Source organism: Nostoc sp. CCY 9925 (assembly GCF_963920935.1).
In the GTDB taxonomy this organism is placed as follows: Bacteria; Cyanobacteriota; Cyanobacteriia; order Cyanobacteriales; family Nostocaceae; genus Nostoc.
The window spans coordinates 67,176-90,047 of the sequence record NZ_CAWUDO010000008.1 but is presented as its reverse complement, the minus strand read 5'-3'; the positions used below and the strand labels follow the sequence as shown (position 1 = coordinate 90,047).

General features: G+C 40.2%; 18 protein-coding genes. 11 read left to right on the top strand and 7 right to left on the bottom strand.

Translation table 11 applies throughout. The features are described 5' to 3' along the window. Nucleotides 1-164 precede the first annotated feature (164 nt). The 3 genes from ACM0OY_RS06755 to ACM0OY_RS06745 all read left to right on the top strand — a co-directional run bounded on the left by ACM0OY_RS06755 (nucleotide 165) and on the right by ACM0OY_RS06745 (nucleotide 2,986). On the top strand, nucleotides 165-440 hold the full coding sequence (locus ACM0OY_RS06755; RefSeq protein ID WP_414568091.1) for a hypothetical protein: 276 nt from the start codon (nucleotides 165-167) through the stop codon (nucleotides 438-440). 136 nt (nucleotides 441-576) lie between these two features. Next, nucleotides 577-2,664, top strand: a complete 2,088-nt coding sequence (locus ACM0OY_RS06750; protein WP_414568090.1) for an SUMF1/EgtB/PvdO family nonheme iron enzyme — start codon at nucleotides 577-579, stop codon at nucleotides 2,662-2,664. A 196-nt stretch (nucleotides 2,665-2,860) separates the two neighbouring features. Continuing rightward, complete coding sequence (locus ACM0OY_RS06745) at nucleotides 2,861-2,986, top strand: SUMF1/EgtB/PvdO family nonheme iron enzyme (protein ID WP_414568144.1); 126 nt, start codon at nucleotides 2,861-2,863, stop codon at nucleotides 2,984-2,986. Between the two features lie 331 nt (nucleotides 2,987-3,317). Here the strand turns inward: ACM0OY_RS06745 and ACM0OY_RS06740 are convergent, their stop codons facing one another. Next, complete coding sequence (locus tag ACM0OY_RS06740) at nucleotides 3,318-4,151, bottom strand: FAD-binding domain-containing protein (protein WP_414568089.1); 834 nt, start codon at nucleotides 4,149-4,151, stop codon at nucleotides 3,318-3,320. A gap of 139 nt (nucleotides 4,152-4,290) precedes the next feature. Here ACM0OY_RS06740 and bcp point away from each other — a divergent pair, with 139 nt between their 5' ends. From bcp to ACM0OY_RS06715, 5 genes are all read left to right on the top strand, one after another. After that, on the top strand, nucleotides 4,291-4,770 hold the full coding sequence (gene bcp, locus ACM0OY_RS06735) for a thioredoxin-dependent thiol peroxidase (protein ID WP_414568088.1): 480 nt from the start codon (nucleotides 4,291-4,293) through the stop codon (nucleotides 4,768-4,770). 341 nt (nucleotides 4,771-5,111) lie between these two features. Further along, nucleotides 5,112-5,765, top strand: coding sequence for a type I restriction endonuclease (locus ACM0OY_RS06730; RefSeq protein WP_414568087.1), 654 nt, complete (start codon nucleotides 5,112-5,114; stop codon nucleotides 5,763-5,765). Nucleotides 5,766-5,840: 75 nt separating this feature from the next. After that, the gene (locus ACM0OY_RS06725) at nucleotides 5,841-6,467 is read left to right on the top strand and encodes a restriction endonuclease subunit R (protein WP_414568086.1); all 627 of its coding nucleotides are present in this window, start codon (nucleotides 5,841-5,843) and stop codon (nucleotides 6,465-6,467) included. 3 nt (nucleotides 6,468-6,470) lie between these two features. Further along, complete coding sequence (locus ACM0OY_RS06720) at nucleotides 6,471-7,652, top strand: IscS subfamily cysteine desulfurase (protein ID WP_414568085.1); 1,182 nt, start codon at nucleotides 6,471-6,473, stop codon at nucleotides 7,650-7,652. Nucleotides 7,653-7,776: 124 nt separating this feature from the next. Continuing rightward, nucleotides 7,777-8,520, top strand: a complete 744-nt coding sequence (locus tag ACM0OY_RS06715) for a CHAT domain-containing protein (protein WP_414568084.1) — start codon at nucleotides 7,777-7,779, stop codon at nucleotides 8,518-8,520. A 26-nt stretch (nucleotides 8,521-8,546) separates the two neighbouring features. Here the strand turns inward: ACM0OY_RS06715 and ACM0OY_RS06710 are convergent, their stop codons facing one another. After that, nucleotides 8,547-11,945 carry a LamG-like jellyroll fold domain-containing protein gene (locus ACM0OY_RS06710; protein ID WP_414568083.1) on the bottom strand — a complete coding sequence of 1,133 codons (3,399 nt, stop codon included), beginning with the start codon at nucleotides 11,943-11,945 and terminating at the stop codon, nucleotides 8,547-8,549. Between the two features lie 31 nt (nucleotides 11,946-11,976). Here ACM0OY_RS06710 and ACM0OY_RS06705 point away from each other — a divergent pair, with 31 nt between their 5' ends. Next, entirely contained in the window at nucleotides 11,977-13,995 is a 2,019-nt protein-coding gene (locus tag ACM0OY_RS06705) for a pentapeptide repeat-containing protein (RefSeq protein WP_414568082.1), read from the top strand. 131 nt (nucleotides 13,996-14,126) lie between these two features. Here ACM0OY_RS06705 and ACM0OY_RS06700 read toward each other — a convergent pair whose 3' ends face one another. Next, a complete protein-coding gene (locus ACM0OY_RS06700) occupies nucleotides 14,127-15,083 on the bottom strand; it encodes an aldo/keto reductase (protein ID WP_414568081.1) in 957 nt (318 codons plus the stop codon). Between the two features lie 220 nt (nucleotides 15,084-15,303). Here ACM0OY_RS06700 and ACM0OY_RS06695 point away from each other — a divergent pair, with 220 nt between their 5' ends. After that, nucleotides 15,304-16,044 carry an SDR family oxidoreductase gene (locus tag ACM0OY_RS06695; RefSeq protein ID WP_414568080.1) on the top strand — a complete coding sequence of 247 codons (741 nt, stop codon included), beginning with the start codon at nucleotides 15,304-15,306 and terminating at the stop codon, nucleotides 16,042-16,044. Between the two features lie 109 nt (nucleotides 16,045-16,153). Here the strand turns inward: ACM0OY_RS06695 and ACM0OY_RS06690 are convergent, their stop codons facing one another. After that, complete coding sequence (locus tag ACM0OY_RS06690) at nucleotides 16,154-17,137, bottom strand: cyanophycinase (protein WP_414568079.1); 984 nt, start codon at nucleotides 17,135-17,137, stop codon at nucleotides 16,154-16,156. 525 nt (nucleotides 17,138-17,662) lie between these two features. On the opposite strand from ACM0OY_RS06690, the gene ACM0OY_RS06685 reads away from it, so the two are divergent. Further along, nucleotides 17,663-18,067, top strand: coding sequence for a DUF4112 domain-containing protein (locus ACM0OY_RS06685; RefSeq protein WP_414568078.1), 405 nt, complete (start codon nucleotides 17,663-17,665; stop codon nucleotides 18,065-18,067). Nucleotides 18,068-18,337: 270 nt separating this feature from the next. On the opposite strand, the gene ACM0OY_RS06680 is transcribed toward ACM0OY_RS06685, so the two are convergent. The 3 genes from ACM0OY_RS06680 to ACM0OY_RS06670 all read right to left on the bottom strand — a co-directional run bounded on the left by ACM0OY_RS06680 (nucleotide 18,338) and on the right by ACM0OY_RS06670 (nucleotide 22,868). Then, entirely contained in the window at nucleotides 18,338-19,588 is a 1,251-nt protein-coding gene (locus ACM0OY_RS06680) for a cupin domain-containing protein (RefSeq protein ID WP_414568077.1), read from the bottom strand. A gap of 297 nt (nucleotides 19,589-19,885) precedes the next feature. Further along, entirely contained in the window at nucleotides 19,886-21,028 is a 1,143-nt protein-coding gene (locus ACM0OY_RS06675; protein WP_414568076.1) for a cupin domain-containing protein, read from the bottom strand. A 4-nt stretch (nucleotides 21,029-21,032) separates the two neighbouring features. Next, nucleotides 21,033-22,868, bottom strand: coding sequence for a GMC family oxidoreductase (locus ACM0OY_RS06670; protein WP_414568075.1), 1,836 nt, complete (start codon nucleotides 22,866-22,868; stop codon nucleotides 21,033-21,035). Between the last annotated feature and the right edge of the window lie 4 nt (nucleotides 22,869-22,872).

Genomic DNA, 22,872 nt, shown 5'->3' with positions numbered 1-22,872 from the left:
GTATTTTAATCCGCCAAATTTTAATGCAATAAACACTATACAAGATCCCCGACTTTTCAAAAAAGTCGGGGATCTGCCTTTCCTACAACGCCCATAAACCAATTATTCATGTAGAGACGCGATTCATCGCGTCTCATAATTCATTGCGGTTCATCGAATTCGGGATGTCGTTTATTGAATTCGGGCAATCGTTTATTGAATTCGGGCAGTCGTTTATTGAATTCGGGCAATCGTTTATTGAATTCGGGCAATCGTTTATTGAATTCGGGATGTCGTTTATTAAATTCGGGCAATCGTTTATTGAATTCGGGCAGTCGTTTATTGAATTCGGGCAGTCATTTATTGAATTCGGGCAGTTGTTTATGCTTGCCACGCCAGTAGAGAAGCGAAACCCAACAAATATTTTTAGTGCAATGCCTTATAAACCAATACTTCAGTAAAATTTCTTAGTCATAGGAATTGCCATATCTATCGCTGTATCTATATTTATGGCACAATTTCATCTAAATACTGAAAGTAATATGCTAGAAACACCTCAAAATGGCATGAAATTCAAGCGCCAAGAACCATAACCAGATGGCAAAGAATTGGGCGATCGCGATCGGAATTAACCAGTATGATTATCTGCAACCGCTAAACTATGCCAAGCGGGATGCACAGTTAATGCAGCAGTTTCTCAGCAACGAGGCGGGGTTTGAGAAGATATACTTCTTCTGTGATGATTCCCCTGATTTTGAAGGAAAACCAACTCGCCCAAACCGCGCTAACTTGCTGCGAGTCTTGCGGCAAAGATTTGAAAAACCCTTTATGGGAGCAGGTGATAATTTTTGGTTTTTCTTCAGCGGTCATGGGATAAGACACGCTGACCGTGATTATCTCATGCCCTGTGATGGCGATCCAGAAGATATCGAAAATACAGCAATTGCCATTAATTATGTCACTGAACGCCTGCGATGCTGCGGCGCTGATAATGTTGTATTGATTCTTGATGCTTGTCGGAGTTTGGGAACTCGTGCTGGTGAAGGTATTGGAAGACAGACAGCCGAGAACGCACGTCAACAAGGAGTTATTAGTATTTTTTCCTGTAGTCCACAGGAATATTCTTATGAAATTGAAGCATTACAACAAGGTGCTTTTACCACTGCATTACTAGAAGGTTTAGGAATTCAAGGTAAATGTGCCACAGTTGAGAGGTTAAACCAGTATCTCAGTTTTCGCGTGCCGGAACTAGTGCGTCAGCATATAAATAAAAAGCAAACACCTTATATTATTACCGAGCCTGTAAGTAAATCCCATTTGATTCTTGTACCGCAACACGCAACCCTAGCGGATATCGCCACCTTAAAAAATGATGCTTATCGCGCACAGTTAAAAAAAGACTTTGATTTAGCCAAGCAACTTTGGATTCGGGTAATAGCTGCTGCATCAGGTCAAGATATGGAAGCTATAGAAGCTTTAGAAGAAATGGCTCAGTTGCGAGGAAACTCACAACAGCAACCTGTTTCAATAATAGAAATCCCCCAGCCAACGCATTCAAATCTCAGCGATAGTCAAAAACGCCGACGAGAAGAAGAACGAAATAGACTTCAGCAAGAATGGGAACTTCGCAATGAGAAAGTCAAGCGCATCAGAGCAGCTTTAGCTATTGAGACCGATCCTAGCAAACAGTTTCAATTAGAACAGCAACTTCAAGCAGAGAACACTGAGCTAAAACATCTTAATAAAGAGCTAGATGAAATTGAAAAGTTGTTGCAGCTTCAACCTAGTTATCCGACATCATCCAAGTCAGGTATAGTTGTTGAACCAGAATCAAAAAATAAATTACAAACCTTTCAATTTGAAGTTGTGACGATAGACGCAACGGGTAAAATCACCAACCGCAGTAACCGTCAAGCGAAATATTTTGTTGAAGACTTGGGGAATGGTGTCATCTTGGAAATGGTGCAGATACCAGGGGGAACCTTTACGATGGGTTCACCGGAAGGGGAGAAAGACCGATATTCAAATGAAAGTCCTCAGCATCAGGTAAAAGTACCTGGGTTCTTTATTGGGAAACATCCAGTTACTCAAGCCCAGTATCAAGCCGTAATGGGTAACATTTTTCAGAAAATTATAGGTAATAACAATAATCCTTCCTATTTCAAAGGTGAGAATCGACCTGTAGAAAAGGTGAGTTGGGATGATGCTATAAAGTTTTGTGAAAAATTGAGCCAGAAGACAGGACGCACTTACAGATTACCTAGCGAAGCCGAATGGGAATATGCTTGTCGCGCTGGGACGACTACGCCGTTTTATTTTGGCGAAACAATTACCACAGATTTAGTAAACTACAACGGCAACTATCCCTACGGCTCTGCACCCAAAGGTGAATATCGAGAGGAAACAACAGATGTCGGAAAATTTCCGCCAAACTCTTTCGGTTTATACGATATGCATGGTAATATATGGGAATGGTGTCTAGATATATATAATGACAATTACCAGGGTGCGCCGACAGATGGTAGTGCGTGGTTAACTGGTAAAGATAATAACATAAAGCTGCTGCGTGGCGGTAGTTGGGGCGTCAACGCTAGGTATTGCCGTTCTGCCGATCGCGATAGGTACGCGCGCGCGACTCGTAGCAGGGATGTTGGTTTTCGCGTGGTGGCGGTGGCTGTGGCGTGAGGATTCCTTGCCCTTTACACTCTTCCCCTTTTGCCCTCTGCACTTCTTATTCTTTTCCCTTCTTCCCTCTCCGCCGCAGGCGGATCAAAAATTTTTTTCAAAAATTGGTGTCTTGATATCAAAATTATCATACACTACATTTAATCAAATTTCTCACTTAGTTTGAGAATTTGAGCATGGGGCAGGTCGATTTTAGCTGCTGCGTGGCGGTAGTTGGAACAACAACGCCAGGAATTGCCGTTGTGCCAATCGCAATAGGAACGCGCGCGCGAATCGTAACAACAATGTTGGTTTTCGCGTGGTGGCGGTGGCTGTGGCGTGAGTACTCCTCAAAGTCAGAGTCGGTAAGTAGGAATTTATCGAGCGTACATTCAGGAGTCCAGACCTGAACCAGCGAGGAAGGCGACAACCTCCGAATATCAAACCGAGTCGGATAGCTTGGTAGGTTGCAAAACCGAAGACTTGTCCGGCTCAATCATATTACCTATGGCTAACTAAGAATTCTCCTTGCAATAAGCAATAGTAATAAAGGTTTTAGCTTTATTATTCTTATTACGAACTGACAAGAAAAAAATATCCAATTAACTCTTGTGGGGTGGGCGTCTCGCCCGCCCTAAAAGAGCAGATTTGTTAACAATGGACAATAGCTAAATCTACCGCCAACTTTTACTGTTGGGTTGTTTGCTAAATTTCCCTTTGGGAAAAAGTCGCTGTTCTAATTCTTCATAACTACCTTCAAAATCACAATGACCATAAAGCGGACATTTCTGACAATAAATGCCTTTGGTATAGCGTTCTAAATTTTCGCGATTAAAAAAATACGGTTTATGACTAAAAGTGCTGGCTACCCATTGCCAAGACATATTATTACTAGCAGGATCGCCATCTAAAAGATGTTCGAGAAACCACTTAGCTCCTGCTTGCCAACGAGTGCGCCGCCAATGGACAATGTAAGCGGCTATCCACATCCTTGCATGGTTATGTAAATAGCCAGTTTCTCTTAAATCACGGCTGAAGCTGTCAATACAAACTCTTTCTGTAGTTCCTTCTTTGATATCTTGCGGCAATTCAGGTGCATATTCAGCCACAGTGTAACCAGTTTTGTATTCTTCCTGGTCTTTCCAGATTCCATCTCCTAACTTTACATATAACCGCTGCCAATAATCGCGCCAGCCCAACTCGTTGATTAATTTAGTAGCATCTTCTTGCTGTTGTACTCGGTCCAGGACAAAATCTCGAATTTCTCGCAAACTCAAAACGCCGTAGCGGATGTAAGGCGAAAGTCGCGTGACTGCACCTGTGAAGAAATTGCGTGTTTGTGCGTAGCGTACTGGGTCGATTTTTTGCAGCGCTTTTTGTGCTGCTTTGCGTCCTCCCACAGTTTCGCTAATGTGGTCATCGCGTTCGGTTGCATTTGGGAATTGTTCGCGGATATAAGCCACCAACTCATCGCGGTTGGCAAATTCGCGTTGCATATCTTTAGACATTTGAGTTTTGAAGGGTGGGAATGGACAAACAAAAATACCAGTAGGCTAAATCATTATTTTAAGAAATTCGTCATAGTTTTGAATGAGATGCGATCGCCTAACCTATGTACAATTCTAAAACGGTTTTCACAGTGCAATCATGAGCAACATTCCCCAAATCGGTCAACCAGCACCAGATTTCTCTACACCTGACCAAAATGAGAATTCAACAACTCTCTCTGACTTCAGCGGTAAATGGGTTGTGCTTTATTTCTACCCCAAAGATGACACCCCCGGCTGTACCACCGAAGCCAAAGATTTCAGCGAATTGTATGAAGAGTTCAGCGCACTCGAAGCCAAAATCTTAGGCGTGAGTCCAGATTCTGGCAAATCCCATTGTAAATTTATCAGCAAACATAACTTGTCAATTACCCTCTTAAGCGACCCCGAACATATTTTGGTAGAAGCTTATGGTGCTTGGCGTTTAAAAAAGTTTATGGGCAAAGAATATATGGGTGTGGCTCGCTCAACTTTTTTGATTTCACCTGATAGAATTATTGCCTATACTTGGCCAAATGTGAAAACCAAAGGTCATGCTCAAGCAGTCTTATCTAAATTACAGGAACTAGCAGTCATATAAATGTAACGGGATGCGAGTATAGCAGTCCTAAATTATTTTTGAAAACGTCTTGGCGGTAGCTTGTAGCAAGCTGCTGCGGGTCTATGTTAATTTTTACAACTGAGATAGGATCGCTATATAGCAGTCTTATTTGATTTGTGAAAAATATAGAGAAGGAAACGTAGACGCGGAGCGGCTTGCCGCAGGCTACCGCAAAGTACGCAGCGAAAAGTCTGAGCGCCGGCTTCCGGCGCTCGGAACTTTTCAAGACAAAGTACGCAAAGGGAAGAAAGAAGAAAGAGATATGTTATTTTGACAAATGATTTAGGATTGCTATAGTAGTATATCCAGTTGCATGAACTATGGTTCAAGTTATTCAAGCTCAAAATGTCACTCTTGCTTACTTAAAGAAAAAATTTGCTTTACAACAGTCTGAAGACGAGCAGTTTTTTACAGAGTGGGTTAATAATTTCCCTGAAATTTCCGAATTGGAAAAGCAATACTTAGACCGAGTTAAAACTAACTATCTCAATGTTTTAGAAAACGCTCCTCTTTTGGAAGGTGCAGTAAAATTAGTGGTATTGTCTCCCCTGCTTGATTTAGCCGATTTTTATCTTCCTCCTTTTTATATTGCAACAGAAGAAAGCATAGAAATTAGCGAAGAAATTATTAGCGATCGCGAAAGTACTGAAGAAACTCAAGAAATTATCAAAGGTAGAATTGATGTTCTTGTTCTACAGGATAAGTTATGGTTACTTGTAATTGAATCTAAAAGATCTAGTTTTTCTTTGGCAAAGGCAATTCCTCAAGCATTAACTTATATGTTGGCGAATCCTCAGCCTAATTATCCTGTATATTTATTGGTACTTAATGGAGAGGATTTTCAATTTATAAAATTGATTCAAAAAGATAAACCGATGTATGCATTATCTGAAAGGTTTACTTTATATAGACGTGAAAACGAATTATACAAAGTTTTAAGTATCTTAAAAAAATTAGGCCAAATTTTAATTTAATTATCTTTCTTGTTTTTATCTTAGTTAAAAAGAGAACAAAGTCATAATATATATATTGCATATTTTAAATAAATTATGGTTCAATTTATCCAAGCACAAAATGTCGGGCTTGCCTATTTAGAGGAAAAGTTTAGTCTACAGCTAGCTGAAGATGACGCATTCTTCAGAGAATGGTTTGAAACTTTACCAGAAATTACAGATTCAGAAAAACAAGAACTAGACAAAGTAAAACTTCATTTTCTGCGTTTAGTTAAACATCCTCCTTTGTCAGAAGAAACGGTAAAATTAGTAGTTTTATCTCCTTTGCTCAGCTTAGCTGGTTTTTATGACGAGCCTTTTTATATAAGAGGCGAACAATCAATAGAAATTTCTGCGGAAGATGAAGAAGAAATTATTCGAGGTAGAATTGAGATTTTAGTTATTCAAGAAAAATTCTGGGTGTTAGTAATTGAATCTAAAAGGTCTAGCTTTTCTCTTTTAGAAGCTGTACCTCAAGCACTTGTTTATATGCTGACTAATCCTAGCCAAGACAAACCTACTTTTGGGTTAGTAACAAATGGTAGTCATTTTATTTTTGTAAAACTGACTAAACAAAATACACTAAAGTATGCTTTGTCTGATGAATTTTCGCTGTTGAGGAGAAAAAACGAATTGTATCAGGTTCTAAGTATATTAAAAAATTTGAGCAAAATTTTGAGTTAATTTATGTCTATTCGCCCTATCTATCTTGATTGCCACGCTACCACACCTGTAGACGAACGGGTATTAGCAGCGATGCTTCCTTATTTTACAGAACACTTTGGCAACGCAGCCAGTATTAGTCATATTTACGGTTGGGAAGCGGAAGCAGCTGTTAAACAAACACGAGAAATTTTAGCAGCAGCGATTAACGCCACTCCTGAAGAAATTGTTTTTACCAGCGGTGCGACAGAAGCAAATAATTTAGCTATTAAAGGTGTTGCGGAAGCTTATTTTAAAAAAGGTCAGCATATTATTACTGTTGCTACTGAACATAGCGCAGTTCTTGACCCTTGTAATTATCTAAAAACTCTGGGTTTTGAAATTACTATTTTGCCAGTTAAAAAAGATGGATTAATTGATTTAACTGAGCTAGAAAAAGCTTTCCGTCCAGAGACAATTTTAGTATCGGTGATGGCTGCAAATAACGAAATTGGTGTGTTGCAACCATTGGCAGAAATTGGGGAAATGTGCCGCGATCGCCAAATCATTTTTCACACCGATGCTGCCCAAGCTATTGGTAAAATTCCCTTGGATGTGCAAGGAATGAAAATTGACTTAATGTCTCTCACTGCACATAAAGTATACGGGCCAAAGGGCATCGGAGCCTTATACGTCCGCAGGCGCAACCCCAGAGTACAACTAGCTCCACAGCAACACGGAGGCGGACACGAGCGGGGAATGCGTTCTGGTACATTGTATACACCGCAAATCGTTGGCTTCGGCAAAGCTGTAGAAATCGCTTTGACAGAACAAGCCACGGAAACCCAACGTCTCACCGAACTCAGACAAAGATTGTGGGAACAACTTTCGCAACTTTCAGAAGTTCATCTCAACGGACATCCCCAAGCGCGATTAGCCGGAAACTTGAATATCAGCGTTGAGGGGGTGGATGGTGCCGCACTTTTGCTAGGATTGCAGCCTGTAATGGCAGTTTCTTCTGGTTCTGCTTGCTCCTCGACAACCACCGCACCCTCCCATGTTCTCACAGCACTAGGGCATTCCCAAAAGCTTGCTTACGCATCGGTACGATTTGGTATTGGCAGATTTAATACACAAGAAGAAATTGATATTGTAGCGAAACATGCGATCGCCACGATTCAAAGTTTGCGTAATTCTGCTTTTGTGGTTGTGGGGAGTGGGGATTAGATAGATTAGCGTAGATATAGCCTAGCTGAAGCAGGGGCAAGACACGTTGTAAAGTTATCTAAAAATAATTGCGGAAACCCTTGATTTACCCTTGTTTCACTTTTAAGATTAGTTCTAAATTGTTATGTCTCAATCAGATCCGTCTTCAACACACAATACCTTCAATATTTCAGGTAGTTCAATTACAAACCTGACTAGCTCCGGTTCGATCCATTACAATGAAGCAATTCCTAAAGCACAGAACCAGAACGCTCAAGTTATTAATCAGCAGACTATCTCTGAATCAAATTCAAGTAGAATATCTGCGGTAAAAACCATTCTTTTCTTAGCCGCTAATCCCAAAGAAACATCCCAACATAGGTTGCAAGAAGAAGTGCGAGAAATAGACGCTGGATTACAAAGATCTAAACTGCGCGATCGCTTTTTGCTAGAGCAGAGATGGGCTGTGCGTAGTAGGGATGTCCAACGAGCTATGCTAGACTTTAGTCCCCAGATTGTCCATTTTTCTGGACATGGTGGAGGAGAAGAAGGTTTAGTACTGGAAGATGAAACCGGAAATATCAAGTTTGTAAACGGAGATGCTTTGGCAGGCTTGTTTGAATTGTTTTCTGAACAGGTTGAATGTGTTATTTTAAATGCTTGTTACTCGAAAATTCAAGCAAAGGCGATTTCTTGCCACGTTCCTTATGTAATTGGCATGAACAAAGCGATCGGTGACAAGGCTGCTATTGAATTTGCTGTAGGTTTCTATGATGCTTTGGGTGCTGGAAAGCCCGTTGAGTTTGCTTACAAATTCGGGTGTAGCACCATCCGCATGGCGGGAATCGCAGAACACTTGACTCCTATTTTAGAGAAAAAGTCAAGCTAAAAACATAGAGAAGTAACTTAACTAATTTATCGATCTGCTTGTGTATTTGCACTCTCAATTTCTACAGACGGTTGAGGGATATTGCTATGATGTTTACCAGCTTTTCCAACGGGCGCAAGATTACTTACATTCCGATTTTCCTCATCTAGGTTATCTAATCGCCAATAACCGACTAGTCCCTCTGCATTGTCTTTTTGATGAACTTGCAAACGTCGATACATATTAGTCTGAATTTGATCTTGAGTTCGCGCTACTTTCCAAAGACGAACTTCTGCAATAAATCCATTAAAGTAACTATCTTGTTCTTGCAGATTACTGCCACCAATATAAAGTTTTTCATTCGGTTCGCCAATTAGAGATTTAAAGAAACCCCAAGTTTTATATTGTCCTCCTATTAAAACACTTTTTGGTTCTCCTTTTAAAACTACACAATTTTGCCGTAGCCCATCGATATATATTTCAATTTCTTCCTGAGATATACGATTTTCTCCTACTATTTTTCCCCAAGTAAATGCAATATGATGCCATCTGCGATCGCTCGGAGCTATTTCTTGGGTTTCTACTAGAGAAAAATTTGGTTCATTTTTCAACTCTACACGAATTCTGCCATTAACCCAAGCAAGAGAGTAACCACGATTGACATCTTCTCTACCAGAAACTAACCCATTTCCATAAATATGTTGTATCCACGCTTCGATTGTAATCCCATCTTTAATACTTAAGCCTGTATCATTACCACAATCAACGCGATCGTCTTTGCTATCAAATTTGAGTGCATACGCTAATGGTAAACAAGGAAAGTTCGATTGAATTAACCATTTTTCTTGACTTTGCTGAATTACTTTCTCTTCACTCGAAGAAATTTTCTCCTCTTCACTCTGTTGAGTTATCCTATAAACTTGTGATGAAGAATCTATATTCTGTTTAAACGCTAGGTTATGTACTTTGTCCCCTTCGCCTTCTTCAAATCGCCAGTAACCAATTAGTCCTGGTTCCTTTCCTGTTAACCGTCGTGACATATTTTTTTGAACATCTTCACAAGAAAGGGCTTTGTTCCATAAACGGACTTCTGCGATCGCTCCTCGAAAGAAACTCGATAAGTATCCTTCTTTTAGTGCTAAGTTTCCTTCTTTAGATGAAAAATAATTGGAAATAGAAAGATTTTTTCTAGAGTAAGCACCTATTATTAATGGACTCCCTTGGTCGCTATCTATACCTATTTGAGTTAACCTACTTTTATCTTTTAGTTTTTTAATATTATGTATCGACATCTCTGAGCTTATTTCTGATTCACAATTTTCGCCATCTACATAGATACATATTGATTTATTGGTATAAGTTATAGAGATATGATTGAATTGTCCAATTTTTATAACATTCGCTTGAGTTTTAACATCAAAAGATTGAATATTAGTCAGTATCTTTTGAGTTAGCGGTCCGAATACTCCATCCTTTTCTAATCCACACTCTTCTTGAAAGCTTTTGACTGCATTTTTAGTTTTTTCATCGAATTCACCATTAACTTCACATTCGTATTCTAAATTTATTAAGATATTTTGAAGTCCTTTAACTATTTCTCCTTTACTAGGTTTTTTATCAATACGCATTCTCAGATTCTGTTCGTTACTAGCATCGATATCATCATAGTTTAAGTCATATAAATTTATAAAAGTAATTTGCGAATTCAAATTATCTAGAAGTTGAGGACTTATCTCTGTATTTGTATTTGGAATTAAGTAATCAGATTTAAATTCTTGTATAGCTTTTTTGGTTAATTCATCTTCTTCACCACTCAACTTAACATCATAGTTTGTATTGTCTTGTGGTCTCCATAAAATCTGGAGAATTCTTTGTAGATTGAGAAGTACCTCTTGTTTACTTTCTGGTTCTTTTGGTAACTCTAGAGGTAGAGTAGGAAGGGTATGCATTTTACGAGATAAAACGATTTTACCGTCAGTTGTTATATAAACACGCAAGCTGTCGTAACCAAGTGTTGCAATTTTGTCATCACGTTTACTTTGATAAAATTTACTGAAGACAGTAGTTTCTACTTCATTCGAGTAAGGACAAATCCACGCTTCTATACTAAATTCTTCAATAGACCCTACATGTTGAAAGTTTTCTAAAAGTACATAGTCATTTACTCCATCTAATTCAAGTGCAGATGGCAGAGGAGGATTATTTAGTTGTTCCGCAGTAACAACATAGTCTTGAATAAAGCTTCTTAATTTAGAATCGGCAAAACTTTTTATTTTTAAATCTTCAATAATTCGATAGATTCTAATACCTTGTTGTAAACTTTGTTTATGTGCATGATGTAATGCTACTAATTCCCAATTCTTATTAAATACAGGACTACCAGAAGAGCCATAATCAGAGTCTAATGTATATCTTAAAAAGTTTTTGTAAATTCCATCATCTATAATTTTATTATTATGCAATACAATTTTTTTATACATTCCTTTTGGATGTTGAACTATCAAAACCATATCTCCAGATATTTTTCCTTCTTTTTCTTGAAATCCTATATATTGAAGTTGCTTATCTGTAAATTTTTCTTCTCTAATTTGTGTTAATTCAGATTCATTTAAAGTAAAGCCAGGAAGTATATTATTATCATCCTCTATCAGTTGAATCCAGCCAAATGAGTATCCAGGATGCTTAGTAAAGCTATTAGTTTTCAACTGAACAAGTGTATAATCTAAATTTGGATTAGAAATAAATAGACTTTCTGGTTCTAATTTATAATCTATTAATCGTTCGGCAGTTGCAAAGTTATCCTCTATGTAATTAAATTGTGCTATGCATTGTTTAGCGATATTTGAACTTGAAATTACATGGTTATTAGTTAATAAGTAATTTCCACCTACAAGAAATCCAGTTCCCCAAGCAATAGGGTTAAACTGAGATAAAAAAATATTATTGATGTTTTCCTTTAAAAAAGTTAAAGCATTATTTTCTGGATGATAATTCTTAAAAAGCTCATTAGATACTGTCTTGGGAATAGAAAAAATTTCTTCTATGTTACTTTGGTTGGCAAAAAGAGAACTATTATGACTTTCAATTATTCCCAGAAAATCTTTAAATTCGTTGAGTGAAAAATTTCTCCTGATTCGACAAACTGCTAAACTTGTTTTTTCTCCTATTGGTAAAAATGAAGTAGGTAAGAAATCAGGCGCATCTGTCAATGCAGAAATTAAAAAAGGTTGAACAGAGTGCATTCTTTCCTTGATTATTTCTAGAAATCGAGTTTGCCGCTTTTTTTCTTTCTCAGGTTCTTCTTCCCATGTAATGCCTTGTTGTACGTCTCCAACATTTGATAAAATTAATGGCCCCAACGGTATCCCTATTTCATTTATCCAAGTGTCTGTGGGATGATTATCTTTGTTATTATTGTTGTTTAATTCTGTACTTTTATTTATCATAAAGTTACCCAACATTTAATTTAATAGATACATGAATAGTGATATACGTGGCATTGTTTTTAATCAAGAAAACTTAGTATTTAACCTAATCAATAAGGTTGCTGGTCAAAAAAACATTACAAAATTTATTTTAATTTTATTGATTTTAATATCATGCTTCATAATTGGCATTTTTGTTGGTTATACAGGTGGAGTTACGAGCTTACAAGTTTTTGTTGGCAAAAAAGCTCGTTTAGAATATTTATCAATGATACTACTTGTAGTTGCCTGGGTGACAACATATATTTTTGGTAATTTAAAAAAAAGTTTTGTAACAGTAATTATCAGTTTATTTACAGTAATAGTAATTCCTGGACTGTTACAAAAATCAGGTTTTTTAGAGCTTCAGCCCCTTTTTTTTATTGCATCTCCAGTCATAATTGTGTTTTTCTTGACTGTGACAATTGTCAATTTCTTTTTATTACGTTTTATTATCGCCTTAACAAAGTTAATTTTAACTTCCTCTTTACTAGTTGTTCAATATTTGAGTCTCTTTACGATAGTGACTGGAGCAATAACTGGCTCAGTTATTGGAATAGCAGGTGAGGTACAATCGCCAGTATCAGAGTTTAAAGATTTATTAATTCCAGCTGATGTAAATATCGGTTTAATTTTTAGTGGTGTCTTGTATGCTTTATTTCTGATACTAAGTAGTTGGTTAACTAATCATTTTCGGGGTTTACCTTGGAAACATCCAGATCAACTGCGTTCGTGGGCTTTAATCATTGGTTCTTGGCGTGGTACATCTTTTTATGGACTAGATTTAAGTCATGTCAACTTTAAAAATGCAAAATTGCCGAATAGCGATCTAAGAGCGCGAAAGCTTTACCGTACTTGCTTTCAAGATGCCCAAGGATTGGAAAGAGCGCGAATTGATAGTCGGTATATTGATTTAGAAATTCCTAAAGTCCAAAAACTTTTAACTAAATCTCAAGATTATGCAAATGATAGAGACTTTAGCAACTTGAACCTACGTGGAGCATTTTTACAAAATGCCGAGATGAGGCGATTTAATTTTACAGATAGCGATTTGAGTGGTGCAGATATGCAAAGTGCAGACTTGCGTGGAAGTATTTTTGTCCGTACTCAAGTTATCGGAGTTGATTTTACAGGTGCAGATTTAACAGGAATTTGTATAGAAGATTGGAGTGTTAATAGTCAAACTTGTTTTACAAATGTTAAGTGTGATTTTGTTTATCGTCGATTAGATGAGGATGGGGAATTAAGCGATCGCTTTCCCGTAAACCGCAACTTTGAACCAAGAGAATTTGAATCTTTGTATCAGGAAGTGGAAAATGTTATTGAGATCATTTTTAAGGAGGGGGAAAACTGGCAGGCTGCATTATACAGTTTAATTAAACTTCAAACGGAAGATGAACAATTGGAACTACAGCTTAAAGGTGTAGAGAAACGAGGAGATGTTTGGGTTGTCAAAGTTACTTATAATCAGGCTTATCCTAAACAAGAAGTAGAACATAGCCTGAATGCTACAGTTGAAGAAATAAAGCGTCAATTAGTTGCTAAAGAACAGCAGGTTTATCAACTAGAGCAGGAGAAACGTGAAATATTAGGAATTGTTAAAGTACAAGCAAAAGCTGTTGCAGATCAAGCCAAAGCTTTAGAAGGTTTTAGTAGGCAACCACTTGGTAATAGTAATAACTTCTTTCTTTCTGGCAGTAATATTACTAATCTAGCTGGCTCTGGACAAATTGAGTATGGCGAAGCAGCTGCACAAGTACGCAGTATTGTTGCCAATAGTGCTGATTCAGGACAAGCCACAGCTGTATTAGATAATTTCTTAGCAAAACTCCAACGTGAGAGTGTTGCCACAGATGTAGAGATGCAGGCAGAACTTGTGCAGCAGATGATTTTAGCTGAGGCACAGAAGGATTTGATTTTAAAGCAATCTATAATTCAACAAGAACAGCAAATTGTGTCTGCTTTTCCACAAGGTATATTATCTACAGCGATACAGTCTGCGATCGCACAACTGAGGGATAACCGATCGTAGTATCGATCCCAGATACGCGATTTGGATAATACAGATTTCCAGAAAGTCAGAAATAGGGATAAAGGGCATAGGGGCGAATAATACTTCTCGGCCAACAGTTAAACTCGCAATGTCCCATGCCCCAGTCCCTTCTACGGATTTTCGCGGATGAAAGTTTCAATCTCATCTAATTCCTGCTGATTGAGGCGAAAATCTCCAGCACCGATGATTCCTTCTACTTGTTGGGGATTGCGTCCGCCAACGATCGCCGCAGTCACCGCCGGATTATTTAAAGTCCAAGCGATCGCCACTTCACCAGGGGAACGTCCGTGTTTTTCACCAATTTTTTGCAAGACTTCCACCAGCTTCAGATTGCGAGATAGACGCGGTTGTTGGAATTCACTGCTGTTCTTGCGCCAATCATCATCCGGGAAATTGGCTACACGTTCAGGTGTCATTTTTCCTGTAAGCAAGCCAGATTGCATTGGTGAATAGACAATTACGCCGATGTTGTTTTCTTTGCAGAAAGGCAAAATCTCGTTTCCAACATTAGGTTTGACTAGTGAATAAGGCGGTTGCAATGAAGTGACTGGCGCAATGTTCTGGGCACGTTGTAACTGTTGGACATTAAAGTTTGAAACCCCGATATAGCGAACTTTACCTTCATCTTTTAGCTTGGCGAGAGTTGTCCACCCTTCTTCAATTTCTGGATCTGGGTTCGGCCAATGGATTTGGTAAAGGTCAATGGTTTCAATATCCAGTCGGCGCAGACTGGCTTCAACTTCCCGCCGTATAGAATCAGCCTTGAGGCTGTTACCAATTTTGCCCTTTTCATCCCAGATCAGCGAGCATTTAGTAAAAATGTAAGGGCGATTAGATCGACCTTTGAGTGCCTGAGCAACAACCTCCTCCGAATGTCCCAGACCATAGATAGCTGCGGTGTCAATCCAATTGACGCCGAGGTCAAGAGCGCGATTGATGGCTGCGATCGATTCTTCGTCGTCCTGCGCTCCCCAACCAAAAGCCCAGTCACCTCCACCGATCGCCCAAGCACCAAAGCCAATTGGAGTAATGTGAAGCTCTGAATTGCCAAGCTGTTTGGTTTGCATATCTACTTTTCTCCAAAAATTTTTGAGTCAATTCGTAGTGTAGGCTGCCAATATTGTCTTAACCGCTATCTCAGGTGTGAATGACTACTAGTATAAACAGCACAGCTAATCACACTTATGTAGCATTACTAAATTCTAAATATTGTGTTGATAACATACTACATATACACTATAGTGGCTTGAAAATACTAGCAGTTGTCAGCTAAATACAGAGAATAATATGTTAGAAGATTTAAAAGGCAAAATTGCACTCATTACAGGTGCAAATAAAGGTATTGGCTATGAAATTGCACGTCAACTAGGTTCTAGAGGTGCTAGTGTGCTTGTTGGTGCTAGGGATATCGGACGTGGTGAAGAAGCGGCGAACAAACTTCGTTTAAACGATATCCACGCCAAAGCAATTCAACTAGATGTAGTAGACCAAAAAACAATCGACTCTACAGTTGAACAAATCGAGAGCGAATTCGGAAAACTTGACATTTTGGTTAATAATGCTGGGATACTAAGTGATGGCGATCGCCTTCCACCCAGTCAAGTTGATATTCAAACACTGCGACACACTTATGAGACAAACGTCTTCGGAGTATTTGCAGTTACAAAAGCCCTGTTGCCACTTTTGAAGAAGTCAACAGCAGGGCGAATAGTGAATATATCCAGTGGTTTAGGTTCTCTAACTCTAAACTTAGACCCAAGTTATGAGTTCGCTAATATGAAGCTTCTTGCTTATAACTCATCAAAAACAGCAGTAAACGCCCTCACAGTTTTGTTTGCTGCTGAGTTGAAAGATACCCCGATAAAAGTCAATGCTGCCGACCCTGGTTTCACAGCAACCGACATTAATCAACATCAAGGTTCCCGCACCGTCGAACAGGGAGCCACAGCAGCAGTCAGACTTGCTACCCTCCCTGATGATGGTTCTACCGGAGGCTTTTTTGACGAGAATGGCGTGCTTCCCTGGTAGGAGGCGGAGGGGCAGGGGAAAAGGTTAAAGGGAAAAGGGAAAAGGAATAAATTTAATCTTTTCCCTTTCCCCCTTACCCCTTCCCCTTTGCCCAATGCCCCATGCCCATTCAATAAGGATTTGAATCAATCCGTCCCCTTTTAACACTCCGGAGATAGTATCCAGAAGTTGGTCTGTTTCTTAAGTTGAAGGTGTCGCCGCGGGGAACTCTCCAAATTTTGTAGTTGGAAAATGTCAAAGGCGATCGCGCTTCGCATACTTCAGGCATATGATCGCCTAGTACAAAGTATGCTGCACCCCTACCTATAACTTTCACCAGACCATATTTATCCACAACAACTGATGTACTTTCACTCACTGCAATACCCAAAACACTACTAGATACACCATCCTTAATTTGACGGGCAATAAAAGCCATAATTCGACCCATTCTTTCTCGCCTGTCGAAGTGTGTATCTACGATGGTTCCTTTCAAATAACCCCAGTTCAAAAAATTGTAAGTAAAAGTAATGTCTCGATAAGGATCTTCGAGGGCATCTCTAGTTTCAATGCCTTTTTCCGAAGAAGCACAAGCATCGTAGACATACTCACTTTGAATCATTGCACCTGCACTGGTGCCACCAATACCACCTCCCTTCAGGTAAACTGACTTCACAGCAGCCTCCAGCTTGGTATCTTTCCAACTGCGAACATATTGACATTGGTCGCCGCCAGCAAAGAAAATCACATCAGCATTTCTGACTTTTTCAAAAATCTCAGCTTTGTTTGCTTCTTGCCGATTGCTAACAATCAAAGTTTCTACTGAGTTTACGCCTTTCATGGCAGAAATTAGGCGATTGTAATCGTGATTACCATAGGTGCGGATAACGACTACGTTGACTTTGGTGGCTGAGTTACTACCTCCCCTAACTTCGTGAATCATCCATTGGATAGCGTCATCGACATCTGGACCTCCGCCACCCAAGCTCAGAGCCGGGCCAGCCAAGGAAGGAGAACGAATTTCCAAAGAGGGGGAGGGGCGAACATCAACGGTGTCGCCTAAAAAATAGCGTTTCCAGTTTGCTATAAAACGGGTTATAAGGAAGATTCCCATCTTAAACAACTTGATTACTCTACTCTTCAAGCGCCTCGATACACTTGGGAATGCCTTTGTCATACTAAACTTCTGATGCAAACTCTAATTGTTGCTAAGCTGTTACGGATTTGAATTGCTCATTTACTCGTGAATATTGTCCTTAGTCATTAGCCTTTTGTTCTTTGTAAACACAAATGACTTATGACTAAGGACAATTGACAGTGTTTAACGAAAAATGTGCAATTTCGACGCGCCTTAGCTTAACTGTGACATCAGAAAGCTTGAAATTCCAGCGTACAGGACTTGTACTGTTTTTTAATGCAAAATAACCCAGAGTAATCATTAATTCTCTGTGCTAATCTGCGAAAATCTCTACATAGCTTGTAGCTTTTAATTCTGAGGGAATAAAATTTCTCTGCTTGGCTATGTCCCTTTGTCACTCTAAATAATAAGCCTTTTACCGGACATAATATTATTTCTAACGGTACAAGACGAATAATTAAAAATAGTGCAAATTAAGAGTAGTGCAAATTATCGTAAGTTATGGACGCTGCCAAACGCCTTGCTACTCTAAATCGTATCCGCAAACTCAGCCGCTTGATGGATACATCTATACGTATCCCTTTGACAGGTTTTCGCATTGGAATAGACCCCATTATCGGTTTAGTTCCAGGTGCTGGTGATTTAATCAGTACAGCGTTTTCGGCTTACATCATATTTTTAGCTACCCGCTTCGGCATCCCACGCCAAGATTTAACCAAAATGATTTTTAATGTTGGTTTGGAAACAGTAGTGGGTACTGTGCCTTTTGTGGGTGATTTATTTGATGCCTTTTATAAATCCAATATTCGTAATCTGGCAATTTTAGAGCAACATTTGACGGTGGTTGAACCAGAAATTAAAGAACTGTCTGATGAACTCGACTCTCGTAAGTTCAGCCAAGTTTGAGACAGATGGGGTAGCATAGCTATGCTACCCCACCATATACTTATTCAAATGAAAATCGCTGTATCCAATATTCCAGCGTTGCACAAAGAAGTAATAAAATTCAGTTATTGAAATCTAAAACTCCTCATCTTCTCTGTATCCTCGTGTTGAAAAGTTACGAGCAAAAGTAACCCCCGCTCATACTTTTGGCTGCTTTGTCTGTGGTTCGTTATGATGATTTTTTACTCACAACTTATTTGGGATTTCTGTAGTTACAATCTCAAATTTGGATTAATCATATCCCCCAAACATAAACAGAGAAACTTGTTGATCTGTAGCATTCATTAAAGCGTGGAGATTACCACCTTTGAGCATGGCAAAGTGTCCGGCTTGTAGTGTCCGAATTTCAAAGCAACGTTCTCGCTCTGGCATTTTACACCAGTCACCGACTACCATAAAACCTTGACCATCCATCATCAAAAAGACTTCTTGGTTATCGCGATGGCGATGTAAACCAATGCCACAACTAGGATTGAGGACGTGCAAATCCATGTAATCTACAGCAAAAAATCTTTCAAAGCCGTTGCCATGATTTTTAGTACCAAAGGCGTTGAAATTCCATGATTCTAATTGGCGTCCTAATTCGGGTTTACTAGAGTAGCGTCCATAATTGGACATTAAATTGCGATACTCCAAGAAGCCGATACCACCATGAGGGTTAGGACTAATACCTGTTCCCAAAAAGTTATCCCATCCCCGCAGAACCATGTTGAATTCGTATTGGTAGTTTGCCCCATTTTGGGAATCCCAAATTTTTTCACTAAAGTCTGCCCAGGCTAATTCCACATGCAGGGGTAATATAGGATGCATGGTGTTTGTGGGGGCAACATCCACCATATAGCGATCGTTTAATGCTTCGCGGTTGAAGTCTGCGGTGCTGCCATGTACTAAATCATTTCGTACCTGGAGTTCTCCGCGATCTAGGGCATTGCGTCCTTTATCGTCTAGCTGGCTTCGCAGATCGTTACCTGGGTAGCCCCAAAACTCAACTTCATAGCGATCGCTCAATGGATTATACGGCACAAAAACCAATGCTGGAGTTGCTACACCTGCGACTTTAATCCAGAGTTTAATTTTTTCCCCCAATTTATGGTTAGCAGCCACAGATAACTTACTATCAGGGCCGCCCCGGTAAGAAACTCGCAAAAATGGCCCTGTCCAGTTTCCTACATTCACCAAACCCCGAATCAAAAAGGTGTCAGTACTAACAAAATCCTTGACATTTTGCTTTTGGAAATCTGTTTTATTATCCTGTTGAGTGGGGTCAAGAATATTCGCATCACCACCCTGAGGCCCATATAAAACCAGGGATTCATAGGGAAATAAGTACTGCAACTGCCCAGTCGGATAGAATTCACGTTCAGCTGCTAATTGTGCCCGTTCGAGAAAATTCAGCAACTTCAGCAGCGGATTACCCCGATTATAGTCGGGCGGGGATTTGGAATCGACTTGAAAAACACTGTCAGAATGAAGAATAAACATGGCAAAAATTAGTCCAACAATTTTGGATTTTCGATTTACCCCATATCTGAAAGTAGGGGCTTGAGTCAAAAATTTTAGATTTTGAATTTGTTCCGTAAATAATACCAATTTGAAAAAATCATCTGACAAATAGCCCATTTTTAGAAACGCGATTCTTCGCGTCTTCACCCAAGGATATGTTCAGATATTTAATGAAATTGGTATAATTTCAACGCCTTTCTACAAGACACTAGGCGAACAAACTTTTTCAGATTTTAAGTTTTGAATTTCCATCCAAAATTTAAAATCTAAAATTCGTTAAATTGTGTGATACAAGAAAGCAACGAATTTCAGTGGTTCTGTACCGGGGTTACGAATCCCATGCATCCCACCACTCTTGGTAAAAATGACGCTACCCGATTTCACTGGGAGTTCTTTAAATTCGCGTTTCCCCAATCCCATCACTTGACGTTCTACAGTCGGGTATTTGTCTGTTGCGGGATCGTCGCCGACACGCATATAGGCAATGCCTTCTCCCTCTGTGATGTAATACAATTCTTCGGTGCCTATATGTTGGTGAGTTCCTTCGACTTTGCCAGGAGGAATTGTCACTTCGTGAAAGAAGATCGTGGAACCACCTAGTTCCCGTTGGACAATCCAGCGCATATCGATAATGTTGTCGTTTGCCCTGTCGGGATTGTCGTCATCCATCATCGCATTCCGATAGCGCACAGGCTGAATGTCTGGTGCTTGTAGGAACCAACCGCGTTGGAAGTTGATTAGGTAGTTTTGATCGTCAACTGTATTTTGTGGGGAACTGGGGTCTTGGGTGCGGGGTTCTTGGTGCGATCGCGAATAGTCATTATCCCAACATGCATCAGCGTCACTAATTTGGTAGCCAGTGGGTAAATTGCGATCGTTCTCGCGAAACGCCAATTCTATCTGTTTTAATGCTTTTATATCTCGTAAAGCGGGGTTAAATGCTTTTACTCGCGTAATTGCCCCATTGCGCCCCATCTGATCTAAAACTTTAAAATCGTGGTAACTTGTAGCGGGCGGTTCTAGGGTTTCCCAAATCTCCACCTCGTAAGCATCAATCCACGGGCAATAATTCAGCTTTACCCTACCTTCTGCTTTCTTACTTTCATCTTCTGGTAACAGCCTCACCCAGGCAATCACACTGCTGTTGAGCAATCGCTTTTTCTCGCGTACCTGCTCTACTAAACGACCGGATCTGTATTCCAGCCGCAGAAAATTACTGAGAAACTTTCCATCGAGATATACTTCTCCCTTGAGGGCATTGATCCCTAAATAGCTGCGAACTTCCCGCACATTGTAACGGTAGCGGGGGCTGCGGGTAGCGTTGAGGTATTCAGCATGGTAAATGCGATCGGGAAAGAAGACGATTTTAAAAATCTCGTTCCACGGATTACTTTGAATATCGTTAAATGCTGGATCCATAAAGTTAAAGCCTCTTAAGTAATTCGTCAGCTACCCGAAAAGAATTGGCCTGAATTGTCAAAGTGGGGTTGGCGCCTCCGGAAGTCGGCATAAATGAGCCATCGGTGACGTAGAGGTTATCAAAGTCCCAAGCTTTGCAATCCCGGTCTAGTACCGAGTCTTTGCGGTCAGTACCGAACCTTGCCCCCCCAAGAATGTGGTTAGCGATGCGTGCCAAGGCATTCTCAGCTTGGTAGACGCCACCTTGACCTTGAAATTCAAATTTGAATTCCCCTGGAATTGAAGTACCGCCCAGTTTCAAAACATCGCCGCACATTTGCGCCAAGGTGTCCATCAAATACCTATCGTGGCTGTGCCATTCTTTGATGATGTAAGCCACAGGACGACCCCACTTATCTTTAATATTGGGATGAAGTTCAATGCGATTGGTTTTTAGGGGTACTTGATTGGCCATAAAGCTGACTGATAAACCCCTACCGAAGTTATTGTCTAAAAAGTCTGTCAACCCTTGAGCTGCTAAGCTGGTATCTTCAATAAAACCTTTCCAGAGGGTATCTAAATCTCGACTACCGTGGGTACGTCCCAGGGAGATGGGCAAGGCTTGATCGGAAGTATTGTTGTAGATTGCTCCACCTGCCCAAAGTCCTCTGCTTTTAAGAAAGTCGTCAGTGGCGCAAATGTCGGTTGCCCAATCAGCATCCAGAGCTAAGGACTTATCACTACGAGTGGGCATGAGGGCACTAGCACCTCCAAAACAGTGGGTAAGGAAATATTTACCCAGTAAGTCATTTTGGTTGATGCGTTTATTGAATTCGGGACTCAGCTGGGCTGAGATCTTCAACAACCGAACTGATTCAATGGCAGAACAAGCTATGATTACTAACTTGCCTTGAACAAACCGAGTTTTGCCATTCGGGTCGCGGTAGACAACTCGGCTGATTTTTGACCCTTCAGTTTCCAGATGGGTAACTACACAGTTCGTGCGAATTTCAAAGTTTGGTAGATTAGCGATCGGGCTGAGTAAAGATACCCAAGTATTCGATTTAACACCCAAAGGACAGCCGAAACGGTTGACGTAACTAGTTTTCAGTGTTTCGGGATCTGTGGGTACTTTGCGCCCGCTGGGTTGATGGTCGCGGGTAATCACCGCTAGTGGTGTGCGGTAGGGCTTAGTTTGCTGACCTAGTTGTTGAGCCAGTTTTTCCATACCCGACTTGGCATAGTTGCTAATTGGGTTGGGTTCTAGGGGGGGTTGATAGCTATCTTTACTAAAAGGCTTGAGTTGGTTATCTGCGGTGCCGTTAAGACCCACAAGGTATTCAGCCTTCACATAATAAGGTTCTAATTCTTCGTAACTGACAGCCCAATCACGGGCTTCTCGCTGCACATCGCCATTTGGGTCATTCTTCAAATCTCTACGTCCAGCATTAAAGCTTTGCAGACGTAAATCAGTAGGGGTGAACCGCAGCGAAACACCACCATAAAGTTGAGTACCACCACCTACCACTTGGGCTGTATAGCCTTCAATTGTGGCTCGATCTTTGCCGTCGGGATCGCGGTAGATATGCGGCTCGTCGTTAATATCTGGTTCAACGTGGCTAGAATAAAAGGCTTCGTTGAGGTTAGCAACTCCGGGAACGCGGATGCGCTTTTCTGGCCCATCAGCAAACAATTCATCCCGCTTAAAGTCACTTAAACCCTGAGGATTCTGATACTGGGGTCGAAATAGTGGCCCTTTTTCCAAAATCAGCACTGATTTGCCCGCCTTCGCTAAAGTGTAGGCAATGGGCGAACCTCCAGCACCGCTACCAACGATTACTACATCAAATTCGGTTTGCATATAT